The 16403-nt window shown below is 72.3% G+C and carries 15 protein-coding genes; 4 read left to right on the plus strand and 11 right to left on the minus strand.

Going from position 1 to position 16403, the window contains the following annotated elements:
* Positions 1 to 36: 36 nt before the first annotated feature.
* The 8 genes from ACFW2Y_RS18040 to ACFW2Y_RS18075 all read right to left on the minus strand — a co-directional run bounded on the left by ACFW2Y_RS18040 (position 37) and on the right by ACFW2Y_RS18075 (position 7699).
* A complete protein-coding gene (locus ACFW2Y_RS18040) occupies positions 37 to 570 on the minus strand; it encodes a hypothetical protein (protein ID WP_384879741.1) in 534 nt (177 codons plus the stop codon).
* 97 nt (positions 571 to 667) lie between these two features.
* The gene (locus ACFW2Y_RS18045; protein ID WP_384879744.1) at positions 668 to 1342 is read right to left on the minus strand and encodes a lactate utilization protein C; all 675 of its coding nucleotides are present in this window, start codon (positions 1340 to 1342) and stop codon (positions 668 to 670) included.
* Complete coding sequence (locus tag ACFW2Y_RS18050; protein ID WP_384879746.1) at positions 1339 to 2817, minus strand: lactate utilization protein B; 1479 nt, start codon at positions 2815 to 2817, stop codon at positions 1339 to 1341. Before ACFW2Y_RS18050 ends, ACFW2Y_RS18045 begins: the two co-directional genes overlap by 4 nt.
* The gene (locus tag ACFW2Y_RS18055; RefSeq protein ID WP_384879749.1) at positions 2814 to 3569 is read right to left on the minus strand and encodes a (Fe-S)-binding protein; all 756 of its coding nucleotides are present in this window, start codon (positions 3567 to 3569) and stop codon (positions 2814 to 2816) included. Before ACFW2Y_RS18055 ends, ACFW2Y_RS18050 begins: the two co-directional genes overlap by 4 nt.
* 576 nt (positions 3570 to 4145) lie before the next feature.
* Complete coding sequence (locus tag ACFW2Y_RS18060) at positions 4146 to 4958, minus strand: type 1 glutamine amidotransferase (RefSeq protein ID WP_384879752.1); 813 nt, start codon at positions 4956 to 4958, stop codon at positions 4146 to 4148.
* A complete protein-coding gene (locus ACFW2Y_RS18065; RefSeq protein ID WP_384879755.1) occupies positions 4955 to 5698 on the minus strand; it encodes an amino acid ABC transporter ATP-binding protein in 744 nt (247 codons plus the stop codon). Before ACFW2Y_RS18065 ends, ACFW2Y_RS18060 begins: the two co-directional genes overlap by 4 nt.
* Position 5699: 1 nt before the next feature.
* Positions 5700 to 6806, minus strand: a complete 1107-nt coding sequence (locus ACFW2Y_RS18070) for an amino acid ABC transporter permease (protein WP_384879757.1) — start codon at positions 6804 to 6806, stop codon at positions 5700 to 5702.
* Positions 6803 to 7699, minus strand: coding sequence for an ABC transporter substrate-binding protein (locus tag ACFW2Y_RS18075; protein WP_384879760.1), 897 nt, complete (start codon positions 7697 to 7699; stop codon positions 6803 to 6805). Before ACFW2Y_RS18075 ends, ACFW2Y_RS18070 begins: the two co-directional genes overlap by 4 nt.
* A gap of 174 nt (positions 7700 to 7873) precedes the next feature.
* Here ACFW2Y_RS18075 and ACFW2Y_RS18080 point away from each other — a divergent pair, with 174 nt between their 5' ends.
* Positions 7874 to 8911 carry a LacI family DNA-binding transcriptional regulator gene (locus tag ACFW2Y_RS18080; protein ID WP_384879763.1) on the plus strand — a complete coding sequence of 346 codons (1038 nt, stop codon included), beginning with the start codon at positions 7874 to 7876 and terminating at the stop codon, positions 8909 to 8911.
* Positions 8912 to 9107: 196 nt separating this feature from the next.
* Here ACFW2Y_RS18080 and ACFW2Y_RS18085 read toward each other — a convergent pair whose 3' ends face one another.
* A complete protein-coding gene (locus ACFW2Y_RS18085) occupies positions 9108 to 9662 on the minus strand; it encodes a hypothetical protein (protein ID WP_384879766.1) in 555 nt (184 codons plus the stop codon).
* Positions 9663 to 10010: 348 nt separating this feature from the next.
* Here ACFW2Y_RS18085 and ACFW2Y_RS18090 point away from each other — a divergent pair, with 348 nt between their 5' ends.
* On the plus strand, positions 10011 to 10787 hold the full coding sequence (locus ACFW2Y_RS18090) for a hypothetical protein (protein ID WP_384879769.1): 777 nt from the start codon (positions 10011 to 10013) through the stop codon (positions 10785 to 10787).
* 41 nt (positions 10788 to 10828) lie between these two features.
* Positions 10829 to 11512 (plus strand): hypothetical protein, encoded by a 684-nt coding sequence (locus ACFW2Y_RS18095; RefSeq protein WP_384879772.1) that lies wholly within the window; start codon positions 10829 to 10831, stop codon positions 11510 to 11512.
* 7 nt (positions 11513 to 11519) lie between these two features.
* On the opposite strand, the gene ACFW2Y_RS18100 is transcribed toward ACFW2Y_RS18095, so the two are convergent.
* Both ACFW2Y_RS18100 and ACFW2Y_RS18105 read right to left on the minus strand, forming a co-directional pair.
* Positions 11520 to 13304: a hypothetical protein gene (locus ACFW2Y_RS18100; RefSeq protein ID WP_384879775.1), complete on the minus strand. Its 1785-nt coding sequence runs from the start codon at positions 13302 to 13304 to the stop codon at positions 11520 to 11522.
* A gap of 363 nt (positions 13305 to 13667) precedes the next feature.
* Complete coding sequence (locus ACFW2Y_RS18105) at positions 13668 to 14903, minus strand: amidohydrolase family protein (RefSeq protein ID WP_384879778.1); 1236 nt, start codon at positions 14901 to 14903, stop codon at positions 13668 to 13670.
* A gap of 502 nt (positions 14904 to 15405) precedes the next feature.
* Here ACFW2Y_RS18105 and ACFW2Y_RS18110 point away from each other — a divergent pair.
* Positions 15406 to 16239 (plus strand): MurR/RpiR family transcriptional regulator, encoded by an 834-nt coding sequence (locus tag ACFW2Y_RS18110; protein WP_384879780.1) that lies wholly within the window; start codon positions 15406 to 15408, stop codon positions 16237 to 16239.
* The last annotated feature ends 164 nt before the right edge of the window (positions 16240 to 16403 follow it).

The raw sequence follows: 16403 nt of genomic DNA on the forward strand, positions 1-16403 counted from the left end.
CGGGCCGGGTCGTCGCGCGCCCGCGGCCGTTCCGCCTCAGCTCGGATCGAAGTCGTCTTCCTGGTCCGACGTCCCGGGCGGGCAGTCGTGGAACGCCGAGGAGACGGCCTTGCTCAGCGTCGGATCCGCAAGCGGAGGACCCTCGTGGCCCTCGGTGGTGACGAACACGAACCCCGTCCGGATGCCGTCCACCTCGGTCTCCACGGTGCACTGCCCGGGAAGGTCCAGACCCTGGTTCCAGTCGCACTCCTCGGCGTCCAACGCGGCGATGAGCTGGGAGCGGGTCACTTCCGACGGATGGCTGACCATCGCGTTCGTCCGCGCATCGGGGACCTCCACCTCCCCGCGCCAGACCGGCAGGATGACCTGGACCACCAACTGGCATTCACAGACGACCAGTTGCAGATCGCCGTAGCCGAACCAGCGGGGCCAGCGCTGCCCCTTGTGGACGGGGTCACCGATGAAGGGCCGCCCCAAGGCCGCCACCAGTTCGGGCAGGGAGGCGTTGCAGCCGATCGGCCCGATCCTGGCCGTCCGACCGAAATCCGCCAGCATCCGGGTCGCGTTCATGCCGGGGATTATGCCCGCACCCATGCTGAGCTGCGAACACGTCGAGCTGCGACAGCCATCCCGCACGGCGGTCCGCTCGCACAGCCCAAGGAACCGGTCACACCGACCCTTCGGGCTGCTGTTCCCACAGGATCACCTCCAGGATGCGCGGTCCGTGCACGCCCTCGACCCGCTTGAGTTCGATGTCGCTGGTGGCCGACGGGCCCGAGATCCAGGTCTGGGGGCGGACCGGGTCGAGACGGGCCACCGCGCGGGGAACGGAGGAGACGACCTGCTCGGGGACGCGGACCACGCAGATGTGGTGGTCGGGGACGAGCGTGATGCGCCGGCGCCCCTGGTCCGGGGATCCGTCCAGGACGATCGTGCCGGTCTCGGCGATGGCGAGCGCACAGCCGGTGACGACGCCGTCCGCCCGGTCGAGGTCGTCGACGGTGTTCGTGGCGAGGTCCTCGACCAGACGGGGACCGCCGGCTTCCCGGAGCGCGGCGGTCCAGTCGCGCGGCAGGCCCGGGGGCACCAGGACGCGCCGGGCACCCCGGGCCGAGAGGAGCCGTCGGATCAGCTCCGGAAGCCCGTGTGCGGGGGAACGGTGCACGAGGGCGCGGTAGTCGGCCAGGTTCTCCGCGAGCAGGTCCACGGCCTGGTCGCTCGTGCGGTGGCCGTGCTCGATCAGATAGCCGCGGTCGACGGCCCGCTCGTACGGGGTGGCGTCGGGGGCGATGCCGTTGAGCGCGTCACGGACGCGGCCGAGGACCAGGTCGCGGCTGCTCACTGCGGGCCGTCCTTTCCTTCGCGGGTGCGCTGCCACCAGTCGCGGAAGGGCTCCGCGGGGACGGCGGGCAGGTCACGGCTGTCGGTCCAGGCCCGGCCGGGACCAGGCAGGGTCTTCGGGTGGAGTCTGCGGGTGCGCGCGGCGAGCCGCTGGCCGGTGCGCAGCGCCCCCGGCCGGTCGAGGGCCCAGCCCGCGGCCCGCATCGCGGCCCGCTCCGCGGCGTGTCCCTTGGCCGGCTTCAGGACGACCTTCTTTCCCCCGCGCGTCACGGGGCCGCCCTGGGCGATCCGTTCGCGCAGGTGCACCAGGACCTCGGGGATGTCGATGGCCACCGGGCAGACCTCGTAGCAGGCCCCGCACAGGGAGGACGCATAGGGGAGGGAGGCGTCGATCTCGCTTCGGGTGCCGCGCAGTTGGGGGCTGAGAATGGCGCCGATGGGGCCGGGGTAGACCGAGCCGTAGGCGTGGCCGCCGGCCCGCTCGTAGACCGGACAGACGTTCAGGCAGGCGGAGCAGCGGATGCAGCGCAGCGCTTGGCGGCCGACGTCGTCGGCGAGGGTGTCGGTGCGGCCGTTGTCGAGCAGGACGAGGTGGAAGTTCCGCGGGCCGTCGTCGTCCGTCGTGCCGGTCCACATCGAGGTGTACGGGTTCATCCGCTCGGCGGTCGAGGAGCGGGGCAGGGTCTGGAGGAAGACCTCCAGGTCCCGCCAGGTGGGCACGGTCTTCTCGATGCCGACGACCGAGATCAGGGTCTCGGGCAGCGTCAGGCACATCCGGCCGTTGCCCTCGGACTCCACGACGACGAGGGTGCCGGTCTCGGCGACCATGAAGTTGGCGCCCGAGACGGCGACCTTGGCGCGCAGGAACTTCTCCCGCAGGTGCAGCCGCGCGGCCTCGGCGAGCGCGGCCGGCTCGTCGGTGAGCCCTTCGGGCGCCGGTCGGCCCCACTCCCCCATCTCCGCACGGAAGATGTCACGGATCTCGCGGCGGTTGCGGTGGATGGCGGGGACGAGGATGTGCGAGGGGCGGTCCTTGCCCAACTGCACGATGAGCTCGGCGAGATCGGTCTCGTAGGCGGAGATGCCGGCCGCTTCGAGGGCTTCGTTGAGTCCGATCTCCTGGGTGGCCATGGACTTGACCTTGACGACCTCGCTCTCCCCGGTCTCCTGGACGAGGCGGGTCACGATCCGGTTGGCCTCGTCGGCGTCCGCCGCCCAGTGGACGGTCCCTCCGGCGGCGGTGACCGACTCCTCCAGCCGTACGAGGTGGCGGTCGAGGTTGCGGAGGGTGTGCTCCTTGATCTGCTTGCCGGCCTCGCGCAGGGCGGCCCAGTCGGACATCTCGGCGACCGCGGCGGCCCGTTTCTCGCGGATGGTGTGGGTGGCGTGCCGCAGGTTGGCGCGCAGCGTGCCGTCACGGACGGCCTCGCGCGCAGCCTCGGGGAAGGCCGGCATGCCGATGAAGGTTCCGCTCATGCCGGGGACTCCTCTTCGGTGCTCGCCAGGATCTCGGCGATGTGGACGGGGCGCATGCCGACCTTCAGGCGGGACATGGCGCCGCCGAGGTGCATCAGACAGGAGTTGTCGGCCGCGCACAGCACCTCGGCTCCGGTGGATTCGGCGTTGCGCACCTTGTCGGTGCCCATGGCCGCCGACACGTCGGGGTTCTTCACCGCGAAGGTTCCGCCGAAGCCGCAGCACTCCTCGGCGCCGGGCAGCTCCAGCAGTTCGAGCCCCTTGACCGCACGCAGCAGGTTCAGCGGTCGCTCGCCGAGTCCGAGGCCGCGCAGGCCGTGACAGGTCGGGTGGTAGGTGACGGTGTGCGGGTAGTGGGCGCCGACGTCCGTGACGCCGAGGACGTCCACGAGGAACTCGGTGAGTTCGTACGTCTTGGGCACGACGGGGGCCAGGGCGGTGGCCAGGCCGTCGCCGCGGCCCTCTGCGCGGGCCCGCTCCCCCATGCGCGGATAGAGTTCCCTGACCATGGCGCCGCAGGAGCCGGACGGGGTGACGATCGCGTCGTGGGCGGCGAAGACCTCGGCGTACCGGCGGGCGAGCGGCTCGGCCCGGTGCCGGTAGCCGGTGTTGTAGTGGGCCTGGCCGCAACAGGTCTGTTCCGGTGGGAAGTCGACGTCCACGCCCAGTCTGGTCAGCAGCCGCACGACGGCACGGCCGGTGTCCGGATAGAGCGTGTCGTTGACACAGGTCAGGAACAGGGCGACCCGCATCGCGGCTCCCTTCTCTTCGGTTGGTCCGCAGGGCGGTGGGGCCGGGGCCGGACGGCCTCCGCGGGAGCGAGGGGCGCTTCGGCCGGACCGTCGGCCGTCGTGCGGAATCGCCGGTCCAGGAAGTCGACGAGCCGGGATTCGCTTCGCTCGATTCGCTCCCGCCGGTCGGGCGTCAAGGACGCGAGGGCGTCGTCGAGGACGCGCTCCCGGGGGACGTGCACCATCGCGCCGGAGTACACCCGGCAGCCCGAGCACCAGACGAGTCCGATGCACCGTTCGTACGAGGGCGACTCGGGCGGGTGGGGACGGTACCGGTACGAACAGACGGGCGCACCGCAGCTCGCACAGCACTGCCGGTCGTCCTCCGGGGCGGTCTCCCAGCTCCCGGCCTTGCGCCACCTCTGCCACTCACCCCGTGCTCTTCACGTCGTCATGGGCCCCATTCTTCCCCATGCCGGCCGGCCGACACCACGTCCCGCGGCCGGTGCGTCGGCGGAAGCCCGCACCCCTCGGCAGCGGTGTGCCACCGAGGGGCACGGGCAACCGTGCGCAGCAGGCCCTCACGGCCGTCACCGATCAGGCAGCGCCCTCCGCGGGCGGCATCGGCCGCGTGCGGGGCTCCGGGGCCGCTGGTGGCGGGACGGGTCCGGGAGCGGGTACGGACTCCCCCTCCGGTCGGGAGGCCAGGACCACCGCGGCCCACCGGTCCGCCCAAGCACCCCAGCAGGAACGCAGGGCGTCCTCGGCCCGGTCGATCTCGCGGACCACCTCCACCGGGTCGAGTCCCAGTGCGCGCACCGGTGCGTCGTCATCGGCCCACTGGGCGGTCTCCGCGGCCAGGACCTCGGGATGGAACTGCACGCCCCAGGCCCGGTCGCCGAGGCGGTACGCCTGATGGGTGCAGTGCACGCCGGTGAGCAGCGGGACGGCGCCGTGCGGGAGCCTCGCGGTCTCCTCCCAGTGCCACTGCACGGCGGACGGGCGCCCCCGGACGGCCCCGAAGAGGGGGTCCGTGACGCACTCCGGCAGGGGGGTCAGTTCCACCAGCCCGACCTCGGGGTGGGTGGCACGGGCGACCTCGCCCCCGCAGGCGACGGTGAGGAGTTCCATCCCGAGGCAGATGCCCAGGGTGGGGAGCTCGTGGTCGACGGCTTCCCCGAGCAGGGCGCGGACGGCCGGTAGCCAAGGCGCCCGGGCGTCCTCGTAGGGGCCCATCGCCCCGCCGAGGACCAACAGGCCGTGGTGCTCCGACAGGTCGTCGGGCAGTGGGTCGCCCCGCCAGGGGCGTCGCAGGTCGAGCCGTAGGCCGGCCCGGACCAGCCGGTCCCCGACCAGTGCGGGTCCGGTGTCGTGTTCGTGCTCGACGACGAGCACCACCGGGGCGCTCACAGGCGTCCCGCCTCGACGATGCGGCGCAGGAACGCCCGGGTCCGCTCTTCCCTGGGTTCCCCGAAGATCTGCTCCGGCGGCCCTTCTTCCAGGAGGACTCCTTGGTGGAGGAAGCACACCTTGCTCGACACCTCCCGGGCGAAGCCCATTTCGTGGGTGGCCAGCAGCATGGTCATGCCGCCCTCGGCCAGTTCGCGGACGATGGCCAGGACCTCGGCGACCAGTTCGGGGTCGAGCGCCGAGGTGATCTCGTCGAGCAGCAGGGCGCGCGGCCCACCGGCCAGGGCGCGCACGATGGCGACGCGCTGTTGCTGCCCGCCGGAGAGCCGGTCGGGCAGGCTGTCCGCCTTGGCGCCGAGGCCGACGCGTTCCAGCAGGGCTCGGGCCCGCTCCTCCGCTTCTTGGCGGGGCGTGCCGGCGACCCGCATGGGGGCGAGGGCGACGTTGTGCAGGACGGTCATGTGCGGGAAGAGGTTGAAGTGTTGGAAGACCATCCCGACGTCGCGCCGCAGCCGGTCCACGTCGGTGCCGGGGCCGGAGGCGACCTCGCCGCCGACCCGGATCTCACCGCCGTCGATGTCCTCCAGGGCGTTGATGCAGCGCAGCAGGGTGGACTTGCCGCTGCCGGAAGCACCGATCAGGGTGACCACCTGGTGTTGCTCGACCTCCAGGTCGATGCCGCGCAGCACCGGGGTGTTCCCGTAGCTCTTGTGCACCGCGTCGATCTCGATGAACGCCATGTCAGGCCTCCTTGCCGCGCTTGTGCTCACGGGCCACCAACCGGTCGACCAGCCGGGCCTGCGGAATGGTGATGACGACGAAGAGCAAGGCCACCACGGTGACCGAGGAGAGGTTGAAGTGGTTGGACGCGTAGATCTTCGACTGGTTGAAGGCGTCGATGGTCCCGATGACGTTCACCAGCGCGGTGTCCTTCTGCAGGCTGATGAAGTCGTTGAGCAGGGGCGGTACGACGCGCCGGGTGGCTTGGGGAAGCACCACGTGGCGCAGGGTGGCGCTCCGGGAGAGCCCGAGTGAGCGGGCCGCCGCCGTCTGGCCGGGGGAGATGGACTCGATGCCGGCTCGGAAGACCTCGGCCACGTAGGCCCCGTAGGTCAGGGTGAGGGCGAGGACGGCGAACCAGACCGGGCTGAGCGAGCTGAGCAACGGCACCTCGGCGAGCGGCAGGCCGAAGCCGATCAGATAGATGACGATGACCGCGGGAACGGCACGGAAGCCGTCGATGTAGCCGGTGGCGAGGAGCCGGAGCGGACGGCCCGCCCGGCCCGGAGCCATGCGGGCCAGCGCGAGGGCGAGTCCCCAGACGAGGATGAGGGCCTGGGAGACGACCGCGATGAAGAGGTTGGTGCCGAAGGCCGAGGTGATCTCGGAGACGCTGAGCCCGATCACTCCGCCGTCGAAGAAGGTGCGTTGGACGGCGCGATCGTTCGCCAGGACGAACCACGCTCCTCCGATCAGGCAGACCGCCAGCAGGGACCAGCCGAGCACGGTCCAGGCGTCCTCCCTGGACCGTGCGGCCAGCCGCCGGGCGTCGGCCCGCCGGTCATCGGCCCAGGCGGTGGCGGCGTTCCTCGCCCCGCGCAGTGCGCGGAGGGCCGGCCGCAGCAGCGGCAGGACGGCGGTGCTCACGACCAGCGCGCCGACGGCGGCCGTCGTCGCGGTGCCGGGGACGACGTCCCGTACGGACCATGCGACGGTCACGGCCGTCGCGACGACGGACAGGACGGCGGCGGTCGCGGCGGCGGCGAGGGGGAGGGAGGCCGGCGGTGGGGTCGCGGCGGCTCGTGGTTGGTCCCGCCGCGGCGCGAGCAGGTCGGTGGTGAGGCTCACTTCGTGCTCCAGACGGGGATCGTGGCGGGGTCGCCGCCGAAGGCCTCGGCGAGGTGGGTGGTGGCGAGCGCGTCGAGGGTGCCGTCCTGCTGCATGTCGACGAGGGCGCCGTCGATGGCGGCGGCGTTCTTGCTGCCCTTGGGGTAGAGCGCGCCGTAGGACTCGCCGGTGGCGTACTGCCCGACGACGGCGAGCGCGCCCTTCGACTGCCGGGCCTTGCCGAGCACGATGGCGACGTCGGTGAGGGCCGCGTCGATCTGGCCCGCCTGGAGCGCCGCTTGCAGCTCCACGTCGCCGGTGAAGACCTTCGGCTCCTGTCGCGGCTTGAGGACGTCGCGCACGAAGTCGGCGCCGGTGGTGCCCTGCTTGACGCCGAGGCGCTTGGTCGCGACGTCGCTCTGGGCGACGGGGGCTTCGGTCCTGACGAGGACGCCGATGTTGGAGTCGAAGTAGGGGGTGGAGAAGTCCACGACCTTGCGGCGCTCATCGGTGATGGAGATCTCGGCGAGGGCGATGTCGAAGTCCTTGGACTTGCCGGCGACGAGGGCGTCGAAGGAGACGTTGCGGACGGTGAGTCGGTCCAGGCCGGCGCGGTGGGCGAGGTTGGCCGCCAGGCAGTACTCATAGCCGCTGTCGATGTCCCGGACGGTGTCGCCGTCCCACCAACCGGGGCTGGGCAGGTCCCCGACGACGGTGAGGGTGCCGTCCTCGACGGTGTCGAGGGTGATGGACCCCTTGGTTCCGGTCACCGTGCAGGCGCCGTAGTTCCGCGAGCCCTTGGAGTCGGTGGTGTGGGTGGTGGAGTCGCCGCCGGCGCCGCTGCCGCAGGCGGTGAGGCCGGTGAGCAGCAGGGCGGCGAGTGCGGGGGCGGCGGGCATGCGGAAGCTGCGCAAGGAGAGCTCCTTGGGAGGCGGGGATGTGGCAGATACGGTGCCCAAAACGTTTTGGCCTCGTCAAGAGCCGAGCCCGAACACAACAAAAACGTTTTACTCCGAGGGCTTGGACCGCAGCCCTCCATCTGCCAGCCTTGGTCCCGCACCGACACGAAGCAGAGGGAAGAGCACCGCATGACCACCGGGGGAAACACACGGAAGCCCACCGGGCAGCGCATCGGCATCCGGGACGTGGCCCGGGCGACGGGCCTGTCCATCACCACCGTCTCGCACGCCCTGAGCGGCAAGGGCAAGATCGCCGCGGCCACCCGCAGCCGGGTGCTCCGCACCGCGGAGGAACTCGGCTACCGCCCCGACCCGGTCGCCCGCGGGCTGGTCTCCGGACGCACCGGCATCCTGGGCCTGGCCATCGGCCACATGCGGGACAGGCCCTGGGAAGGCACCTACCGCCCTTACTACGCCGCGTTCACGGCAGGCGCCTCGGTCACCGCCGTGGAACGGGACTACGCACTGGTCGCCATCCCCGGCGATCCGGCCTCCGGCCTGTGGGCGCGGGTGCCGATGGACGGCCTGATCGTCGTCGATCCGGTGCTCGACGACCCGGTGCTGGCCGAGTGCGCGCGCCGCCACCTGCCCGTGGTCACCGACGGCCGCCCCCTGGACCCGGACCAGACGCACGTACCGACCGTGGAGAGCGACCTGGTGAACGGCATGGCGGACGTCCTCGGCCACCTCCGGGAGTCCGGCGCCCGGCGCGTCGCCCTGCTGTCCGGCTCACAGGCCGATGCCTACACCCAGGACAGCGAGCGGCTCTACCGCGATTGGTGCGACGGAGTGGCACAGGCCCCGCTCATCGAGGCGCCGACCCCAGCCGAAGAGCCGGTGGAGGCAGCGCTCCGCCTGCTCACACCGCCCGACCGCCCCGACGCGGTCCACGGCATCAACGAGACCTACGGCCAGGCCCTGGTGACCGCGGCCCGCCGTCTCGGTCTGGACGTCCCCCGGGACCTGATGATCAGCGTGATGCGCGAGGCGGACCACTCGGGTGCCCCGGGCGACTGGGAGGTGCCGCTGACCACGCTCAACCTCGACGCCAACCGCTTGGGGGTGGAGGCGGTCGGCCTGCTGATCGACCTGCTCGACGGCCGGCCGGCCCGAGAGGTGACCGTTCCCTGCACGGTGATTCCCCGCGCCTCCACCCGGCGCGGCTGACGCCCCGACCCGGCCCCGACCGGGCCGTACCGAGGGCCGTCCCGGGGGTCGCCGACCGTCAACCGTACGGCGGCTCCGCCCCGCAGCCGCCGCGCGCACCGGGCTGCCGACGGTCACGAACGCCGGCCGCCGGAGGCTTCGGACCCCACGCGTTCGGAGGGACCGGGAAGCAGGCCCGGGAGACGGGCGGACCGCCTCAGGCGACGGCCTGGTCGTCGTTGGCCTCGAAGGGCTGCCCGGTGAGGCACGGAGCCTCGCCCCGGCCGGAGGACCCACCCCCGAGTCCCACCCGGTCCCCCTCCTTGGCGAAGAGCCTGCCCTCGGCGTCGTACACGGCGGTCTTGCCGTTCTCCTCCCGGGTGGACCAGCCGTGTCCCCACACGATGGACACCGGCTCGCGCTTCGGGTCCGTGGCCACCGCGACACAGTCGTCCTCGGTGACCACGAGGGTGCCCTGCAGATGGGCGTAGAGCGAAGGGACGGCCTCGTCGACGGTTCGGGTGAAGATCCGTGCGGGGGCCTTCCGGTGCGTGACGTCCGCACGATCGGGGGGCACCGTCCCGGCGGCCGTGGGCGCACCGGCGGCCTCCGCTCCCTCCGCACCCCCACCGGTGCACGCCGCGACCGGCGCGACGAGGAGCAGAGAACCCGCGAGGGCGACGGCGCCCCGCAGAACGGAACGGGAACGGCGCCTCGCCGTCAGCACCGCCGCATCCGTGATACCGGTGCGTCGGCCAAAGGTCTCGGTCATCGGATCCCGCTCCTTCGCAGTCGTCTTCGTTTCCGCCGCACGGATGCCGGGGGTGCGGCCCGGCCGACCGCCGGAGGGGCGGCACGCGCCGGTGGCACAGGTGTCGATCACTGCGCAGCCGGCGCCCGGCGGGGCGGAAGACGGCGCTCGCACTGAAATGGTTCTGATGGGAGCGTAGTTGGTCCGTCGCCCGCACCGGAAGCCGCGGGCGTTCGGGCTGGAGGCGCAGGAGCCGCGGAAGGGCCGTTTGAGACTGCTTTGATACTTCAAGGGCCCCAAGTCCGGATACCTTCGGAACATCCGTGTGCGGGACGGCAAGGACCGACCGCAGGGACAGGGGGAAGAGACATGGACGCACGACCCTTACCGAGACTGGCCGCGCTCCTCGGAGCAGTGACGGTGGCGGCCACCGCACTGACCGGCTGTGCGGAAGCCGGCACCGAGGCAACCGCACCCGGACGCACCACGGGTCCGACGCGTGCGGACGCCTCCCCCGCGCCCTCCACCGACCGTACGGAAACGGGCCCGCCGGACTCGTGCACGAAGCGCCTGTCAGAGCCTGGCGATCCGGTTCCGGGCACGGTGTTCGCCGACTGTCTGGTGACCGCGACCCGCCTGGCCGCGACCGCGCACATGACGACCACGTACCCCCACTCCTCCGCGACCGGGCCGATCAGGATGGGCAAGCCGTTCGAGCTGTACCTGAAGACGTCGGACGGTGGCGAACTCTTCATCAAGGACGAGCGGGGCTGGATGAAGGGACACGGCAGCTGGACCGAGGCGAAGGCGAACGGCAGCGCGCAGGAGCGACTCGCCGACGCCGTCGTCAAGTCCTACCTGGGGTTCACCGATCCCCGCGCGCAGCAGCAGTTCCTCGCCACCACGGAGTGGCAACCGGCGGCCTCCGCCCCGGAGACCGTGAACGGCCGCCAGGCAGTCAGCTATTCCGGCCGCCCGAAGTTCGGTGACGTCACCTACGACGACTACCGGGTCTGGATCGACAAGGGCTTCCTTCCCGTCCGCATCGTCGCGACCGTGACGGTCCTCGGCCGCACGGAAACGGGACGGCAGGACTACGCCGACTGGGGCAAGCAGATCCACCTGCCCGACGGGCTTCCGCAGTGACCTTCCGTCAGTCCGGCACCCTCACCTCGTGGAGAAGAGCCTTGACCTTCCACCGCCTCACCCGGGCCACCCGCGCCCTCGCCGTCACCGCCCTCCTCGTTCCCGCCGCGGTCGCCTGCGGCGGAACGGACGGTGCCGACGCCCCAGCCGCTCCGTCGGCCACCACCGCCCCCGCCGCACCTGCGGACGGCCGGGGCACGGACCCTCCCCAGGAGAGCACCACACCCTCCGCCCCCACCGCAACGGAGAGCTCAACTCCCTTCGACCCGGAGTCAGTACCGGTTTCCGACGCCCCCCTGGGCGACTTCCCCTACTTCTCGGTCCCCGAGGGCTTCGAGAACTCCGAGACTCCGAGCCCGATCGTTCCCAGCGGTCGCGTCCCCTTCTGGACGGGCGACGGCCTGGAGTGGGTCGAGGGCAAGGTCTACCGGTCGTCGATCCAGGCGGCGGGCGGGAAGGAGTTCTCCGCACCGGAACTCCTCGCCGCGGTCGAATCGGCGGTCACCGGATCGGGTGGCGTCCGCCTCACCGACTCCCGGATCCCGGCCGACGTGACGGACAGCATTCCGCGCGACGTCCGCGTCGAGTACGTCGACGGGTTCGGAGACATCTACAACAACCCCGTCAGGACCTATGTCATCCGCCGACCCGACCGCCTGATCTGGATCCACCTCTGCTCCGACTCCGCGGGAGCCGGCTGGCTGATGGCGGAGACCACGGGCTGACGACGCCTCAGGGCCCGTTCGCGACGTACCGGGTGCCGAGGGCGAGGAGCCCGTACCGCAGCCGCCTGAAGTACGTGGCGCGGCTGAGGTGCAAGCGGGCCGCCACCTGATCGTGGCTCCCGCACCGCCTCAAGTAGTAGGTCTGCAGGACGCGGCCGGCCTCGGCCTCGGTGCGGGACGGGCTCTCGGCAAGCGCCCGGACGGCGTCGTACAGCCATGCGCGCAGGCTCGCCGGATCGGAGTCGTGCGGCGGGGCGAGCAGCGGACTGCGCGCCAGCGCCACGGGGTCGTCGATCTGCCTCAGGGCCCGACCGACGGCCCGCGTGTCGGGATCGGCCGGACCGGCTTCGACGCCGTGCGGCTCGGTCAACCTGTCCAGCCAGGAGGGGAGTTCCCCGGGGCTCATGTCGTTGCTGAAGACCTCGGGGTGTCGTCCGCTCCCGTGGACGTCCTCGCGGACGGCACCGTGCGGGCGGAACCGCAGGCCGTTGAGGAGCCGCTGGTAGTCCGGGCTCGCGGTGGAAGCGACGGTCCGGCCGTGCCGGACGGCGAGCGCGAGGGTGTGCCGGAGGATCTGGGCACGCACCGGGGGGTCGGGGCAGTGGACCGCGCCGATGAAGAGGCCCGCGGGCGCCTCGCCGCAGAGGAACCGGGCCGCGTGCTGCTGGAGCAGCGGCTCGACCCCGGCGATCGTCCGCTCCCGGATCACGGTGAGGTTGGCGACGCCGACGGGTCGCTCCTCGGGGTCCCGAGCGATGACGAAGTCGGCCGTGCCCTCGGAGAGCCAGCGCTCGACCAGACGGTCGGAGCGGCGCCCGTGGAAGCCTCCGTGCCGCGCCCACCGGTGCAGCAGTCGGCCGACCTCCTCGACCTCGGTGGCATCGGAGGTGTCGACCGGGCGGATCGTGGCGGGCGACGGCGCCATCGGCCGCAGGAGTCGGCGCACGAACGGATCCCCGGAGAGGAAGAGACCCTGCTCCACGATCCGGAAGCGCTCGGTGGGCGTGCGCGCCGTCCGTAGTTGGGCTGCCCGGTAGCGAACGGCCTCGTTGCGGAGGGCATCGTGCTCCACGGGCCGGCGCCAGCGGTGGGCCAGCTCCAGCACCTCGCGGTACGGCGAGGACAGGGCGAGGCCGAGAGCGGTCCGCGTCACGAGGCTCAGCCCCGCGAGTACGGTGAACGGCTCGGGCCCCGTCCCCAGCATCTTCTCGTCTCCCGCCCCCATCGCGGCGAGCGATCGGAGCGCGTCCTGCCAGTGGCGCACCGGCGACTCCCGGCCGAGCCGCAGGAAGATCTCGCCGGCGACGTGGTCGGCCACCGCGCCGGGTGCATCGGTCGGGACCCCGTCGTGCAGGGCCCGGCAGGCGGACTCGGCCAGCAGCGGAATGCCCTCGGCCAGCGAGGTCACCAGCGCCCGCCCGGCCGGAGAGTCGATCCCGGCCGCGGTCGCCAGCGCATCGATGTCCGAGTCCGGCAGGGGACGGACGGGGACGGTGCACACCTCGGCGTCGGTCCAGCCGGGGGTGGACCTGAGCGGTCTTCGGCTGAGGACCACGACGGACGGACGCTCGTCCCCCGCCCGGTCGAGCACATCGCGGAGGGCCACCAGATCTCCGCTGCGGTCCGCATCGTCGACCACCAGGACGTCGGCCGAGGGTTCGGCCAACTCGTCGGCGATCGCCTCGGGCGCACCCGTGCGGTCCAACGGGATCCTGACCGCGGAGCCGAGCCGGGCGGCCATCCAGGTCTTGCCGCTGCCGAGCGGTCCGGTCAGATTCACCAACCGGTGCACCGCCAGCGCCTCCTCCAGCGCGACGAGTCGTCCCTTTCCCGGTCGTGCAGCCCGTCCGGATCCGCCCATCCCCCGCCCACCGTCCCTGAGTGAACAACCCGCGCGGCGGAACCGCAGTCGCCGACGGCCTCTCCCCCTGCCGTCGCCCGGTTCCACAGACGACAGGAGGGACGACGGGGCCGACCGATGCGGTTCCCCGGTGAGGGCGGTGCGGAACGCGCCTCCTCGTGAGGGCGGTGCGGAACACCCTCCTCTCCGGCGCCGTTGCCGGTTCCCTCGGTCTCCGTTCGACGGTGCTTCGTTCCCGATCGGGTGCGCGGAAGGGTCGTCCTGGTCCTGGAGGAACGGACGGAGCACCTGTCGTCAGACGGGGACGCCCCCCTTGACGACACGGCGCAGGTTGCGTTCGGGGTGCACGAGGACACCGATGTCGTCGAGGGGATTGCCGTCGACGACGAGCAGGTCCGCATGGGCGCCGACGGCCAGGGTGCCGATTTCGCCCTCCCTGTTCAGCAGCCGGGAGGCCGTACTGGTCGCGGCGCGGATGATGTCGACCGCCGGCTGGACCTGGGCGCGGAGGGCGAACTCCTGTAGTTGGGCGGACTGCACGGCACCAAGCAGGTCGCTGCCGAAAACCAGGTTGACGCCCGCCCGGTGGGCGCGTTCGAGGGCGGACAGGCCGGCTTCCTGGACCTCGGCGATCTTCCGGTGGGAAGCCTCGGACATCCCCATCGCCCTGCCGAGCCGCGCCATCTGCTCATAGGTGATCAGGGTGGGGACCAGGAACGCGTCCTTCTCGATGAGCAGGGCGATGGTCTCGTCGTCGATGAGGTTGCCGTGCTCGACGCAGCGCACGCCCGCCCGCAGCGCCCGGTTGGCGCCGCGGGGGTGGTAGGCGTGCACGGTGACGTACCGGTTGTGGTGGACCGCCTCGGTGACGGCCGCGCGAATCTCCTCCTCGGTGTACTGGACCGCCGAGACCTCGTCGTGGGGCGAAGCGACCCCGCCGCCGATCAGCATCTTGAGGTGCGCGGCGCCCTTGCGGAACTCGTCCCGGGCGGCGGCCCGTACCGCCTCCGTCCCATCGGCGATGCGGGCGAAGGAGGGACGGCTCTGGCAACAGGGCAGCGATTCGTCCCCCAGGGGACGCAGGTCCCCGTGACCGCCCGTCTGGGACAGGGCCTTCCCGCCGTGGAGCAGGCGGGGGCCCGGGAGGAGCCCCTCGTCGATGGCCCGGGCCATCCCGTGGTCGGCCCCTCCGACGTCACGGACCGTGGTGAAACCGCGGCGAAGCATCCGTTCGGCTTCGCCGAGGGCACGGACGGTGGCGTATCCGGGGGTCCAGGAGGACGCCTCCCGGGGGTCGATCGTGGTCAGGAGGAGGTGGACGTGCGCATCGATGAGCCCCGGAAGGACGGTCGCACCGTGCGCGTCCAACACCTGTGCGTGTTCCGGGGTCGCAGGAGGACGCCCGGTGCCGTGGGCGGCGATGCGCCCGTCCGCGACCTCCAGCCAGGAGCGGTCGGTGAGCTCACCGGACTCCGGGTGCAGGAGGTGCGCATGGGTGATCAGCAGGCGTGCGGGCCGCTGGGAGGTCATCCTCGTCTTCCTTCCGCTCTTCCCGGGCCGCAGGGTCGTCCACCGGGCTTCGGGCGCTCAGGGCCGTCCAGCGGGGACGTGACGGCCCGAGCCGTCACGGACGCCCGGGAAAAGGCCACTGCACCTCCCGGGGCGACGGGAGGAACGGGAGGCAACGTTAGATGCATTTATTCATTCCATGCAACTTTTGATGCACATCGCGTGCGTCCCCCCTCCGCGTCCTTCCCGAATGCCCCACCGACCCGCTCGCACACCACGCCCCGGCGGCCGACGCCCCGATGAGCTCACCGGCTGCTCCTGGCTGGAGGTCGCGGACCGTGCGCGACGCCACCGCCGCAGCACGGGTCGGCACCCGCACGTCCGAGGCCTGGCAGAATTTCCTCCGACACCGGAAGCCCGGCCGGGGCACCACGCCCCCCGGACTCCACAGCCATTCGCACCCCACGGCCGCCGCCTCCCCTCCACCCGGGCGGCACCCCGGAACCCGACGAGAAGAGGCAGCGTGAGCATCGAGGCGTGGCTGGCCGGCCGCGAGGCCCGCGGAACCCTTGGCCCCCAGGCCGAACGGGTCGTCCACGTCCTGGCCCGGACCCCGCAGTTCGCGAGCTACTCCTCGGCCCGCGAAGTCGCCGAACGCGCCGGCGTGAACGTCTCCACCGTGGTCCGCACCGCCCAACAGCTCGGCTTCGACGGCTGGCCCCGACTGCGCGAGGAACTACGGGCCCTCTACCTCGCCTCGGTCTCCTCCGGAGACCTCGCTCCCGGTGCCGCCACCGACCCCGCGGCCCAGACCCTGCGCCAGGACGCCGTCAACCTCTCCGCCCTCGCCACCCCCGACAACCTCGCCGCGATCCGCGCCGCCGCCCGGGCCGTCAGAACCGCCCGCCGCACCCTGGTCATCAGCTCGGGCAGCGGGGCCGGTCCCGCCCACGTCCTGGGCCACCTCGGCGCCATCGCCGGCCACGACATCCGGCTCGCCCTCGGCTCCGCAACCGCCCAGGCGGTCCAGGTCTCCCAACTGGAGAAGGGCGACTGCCTCGTCACCCTCAACGTGTGGCGCTTGACCCGCACCCTGCGCGGCCTGACCCGACTCGCCCGCGAGCGCGGCGCCACCGTCATCGTCCTCACCGACCTGAGCGCCTCCCCCCTCGCCGAGGAAGCCGACCACCTGATCGTCACCCCCATCGAGGGCGTCCACGCAGGCCCTTCGGTGACGGCCATGGTCGCCGCCGTCCAGGCCCTCCTCGCCGAACTCGGCGACGACGACGCCGTTCGCTCCTCCGGCGCGGTCCAACAGATCTGGCAGGAGCTCGACCTGATGGACGACCGCCCCTGAGCCCTCCGGCGACGGCACCTGCCCGGGCCCGGGGCACCGGGCAGCGCGCGACCGGGCCGTACCCGTCCGCCGAGGGCCCGACGACCGGGCCGTGCACCGGGTCCGCGGCCTCCCCTCTCCATGGGGAAACGCAGCATCGGCCGCATCGCGGTGGAGCCCCGTGG

This window comes from Streptomyces sp. NPDC058877, from assembly GCF_042742855.1.
In the GTDB taxonomy this organism is placed as follows: Bacteria; Actinomycetota; Actinomycetes; order Streptomycetales; family Streptomycetaceae; genus Streptomyces.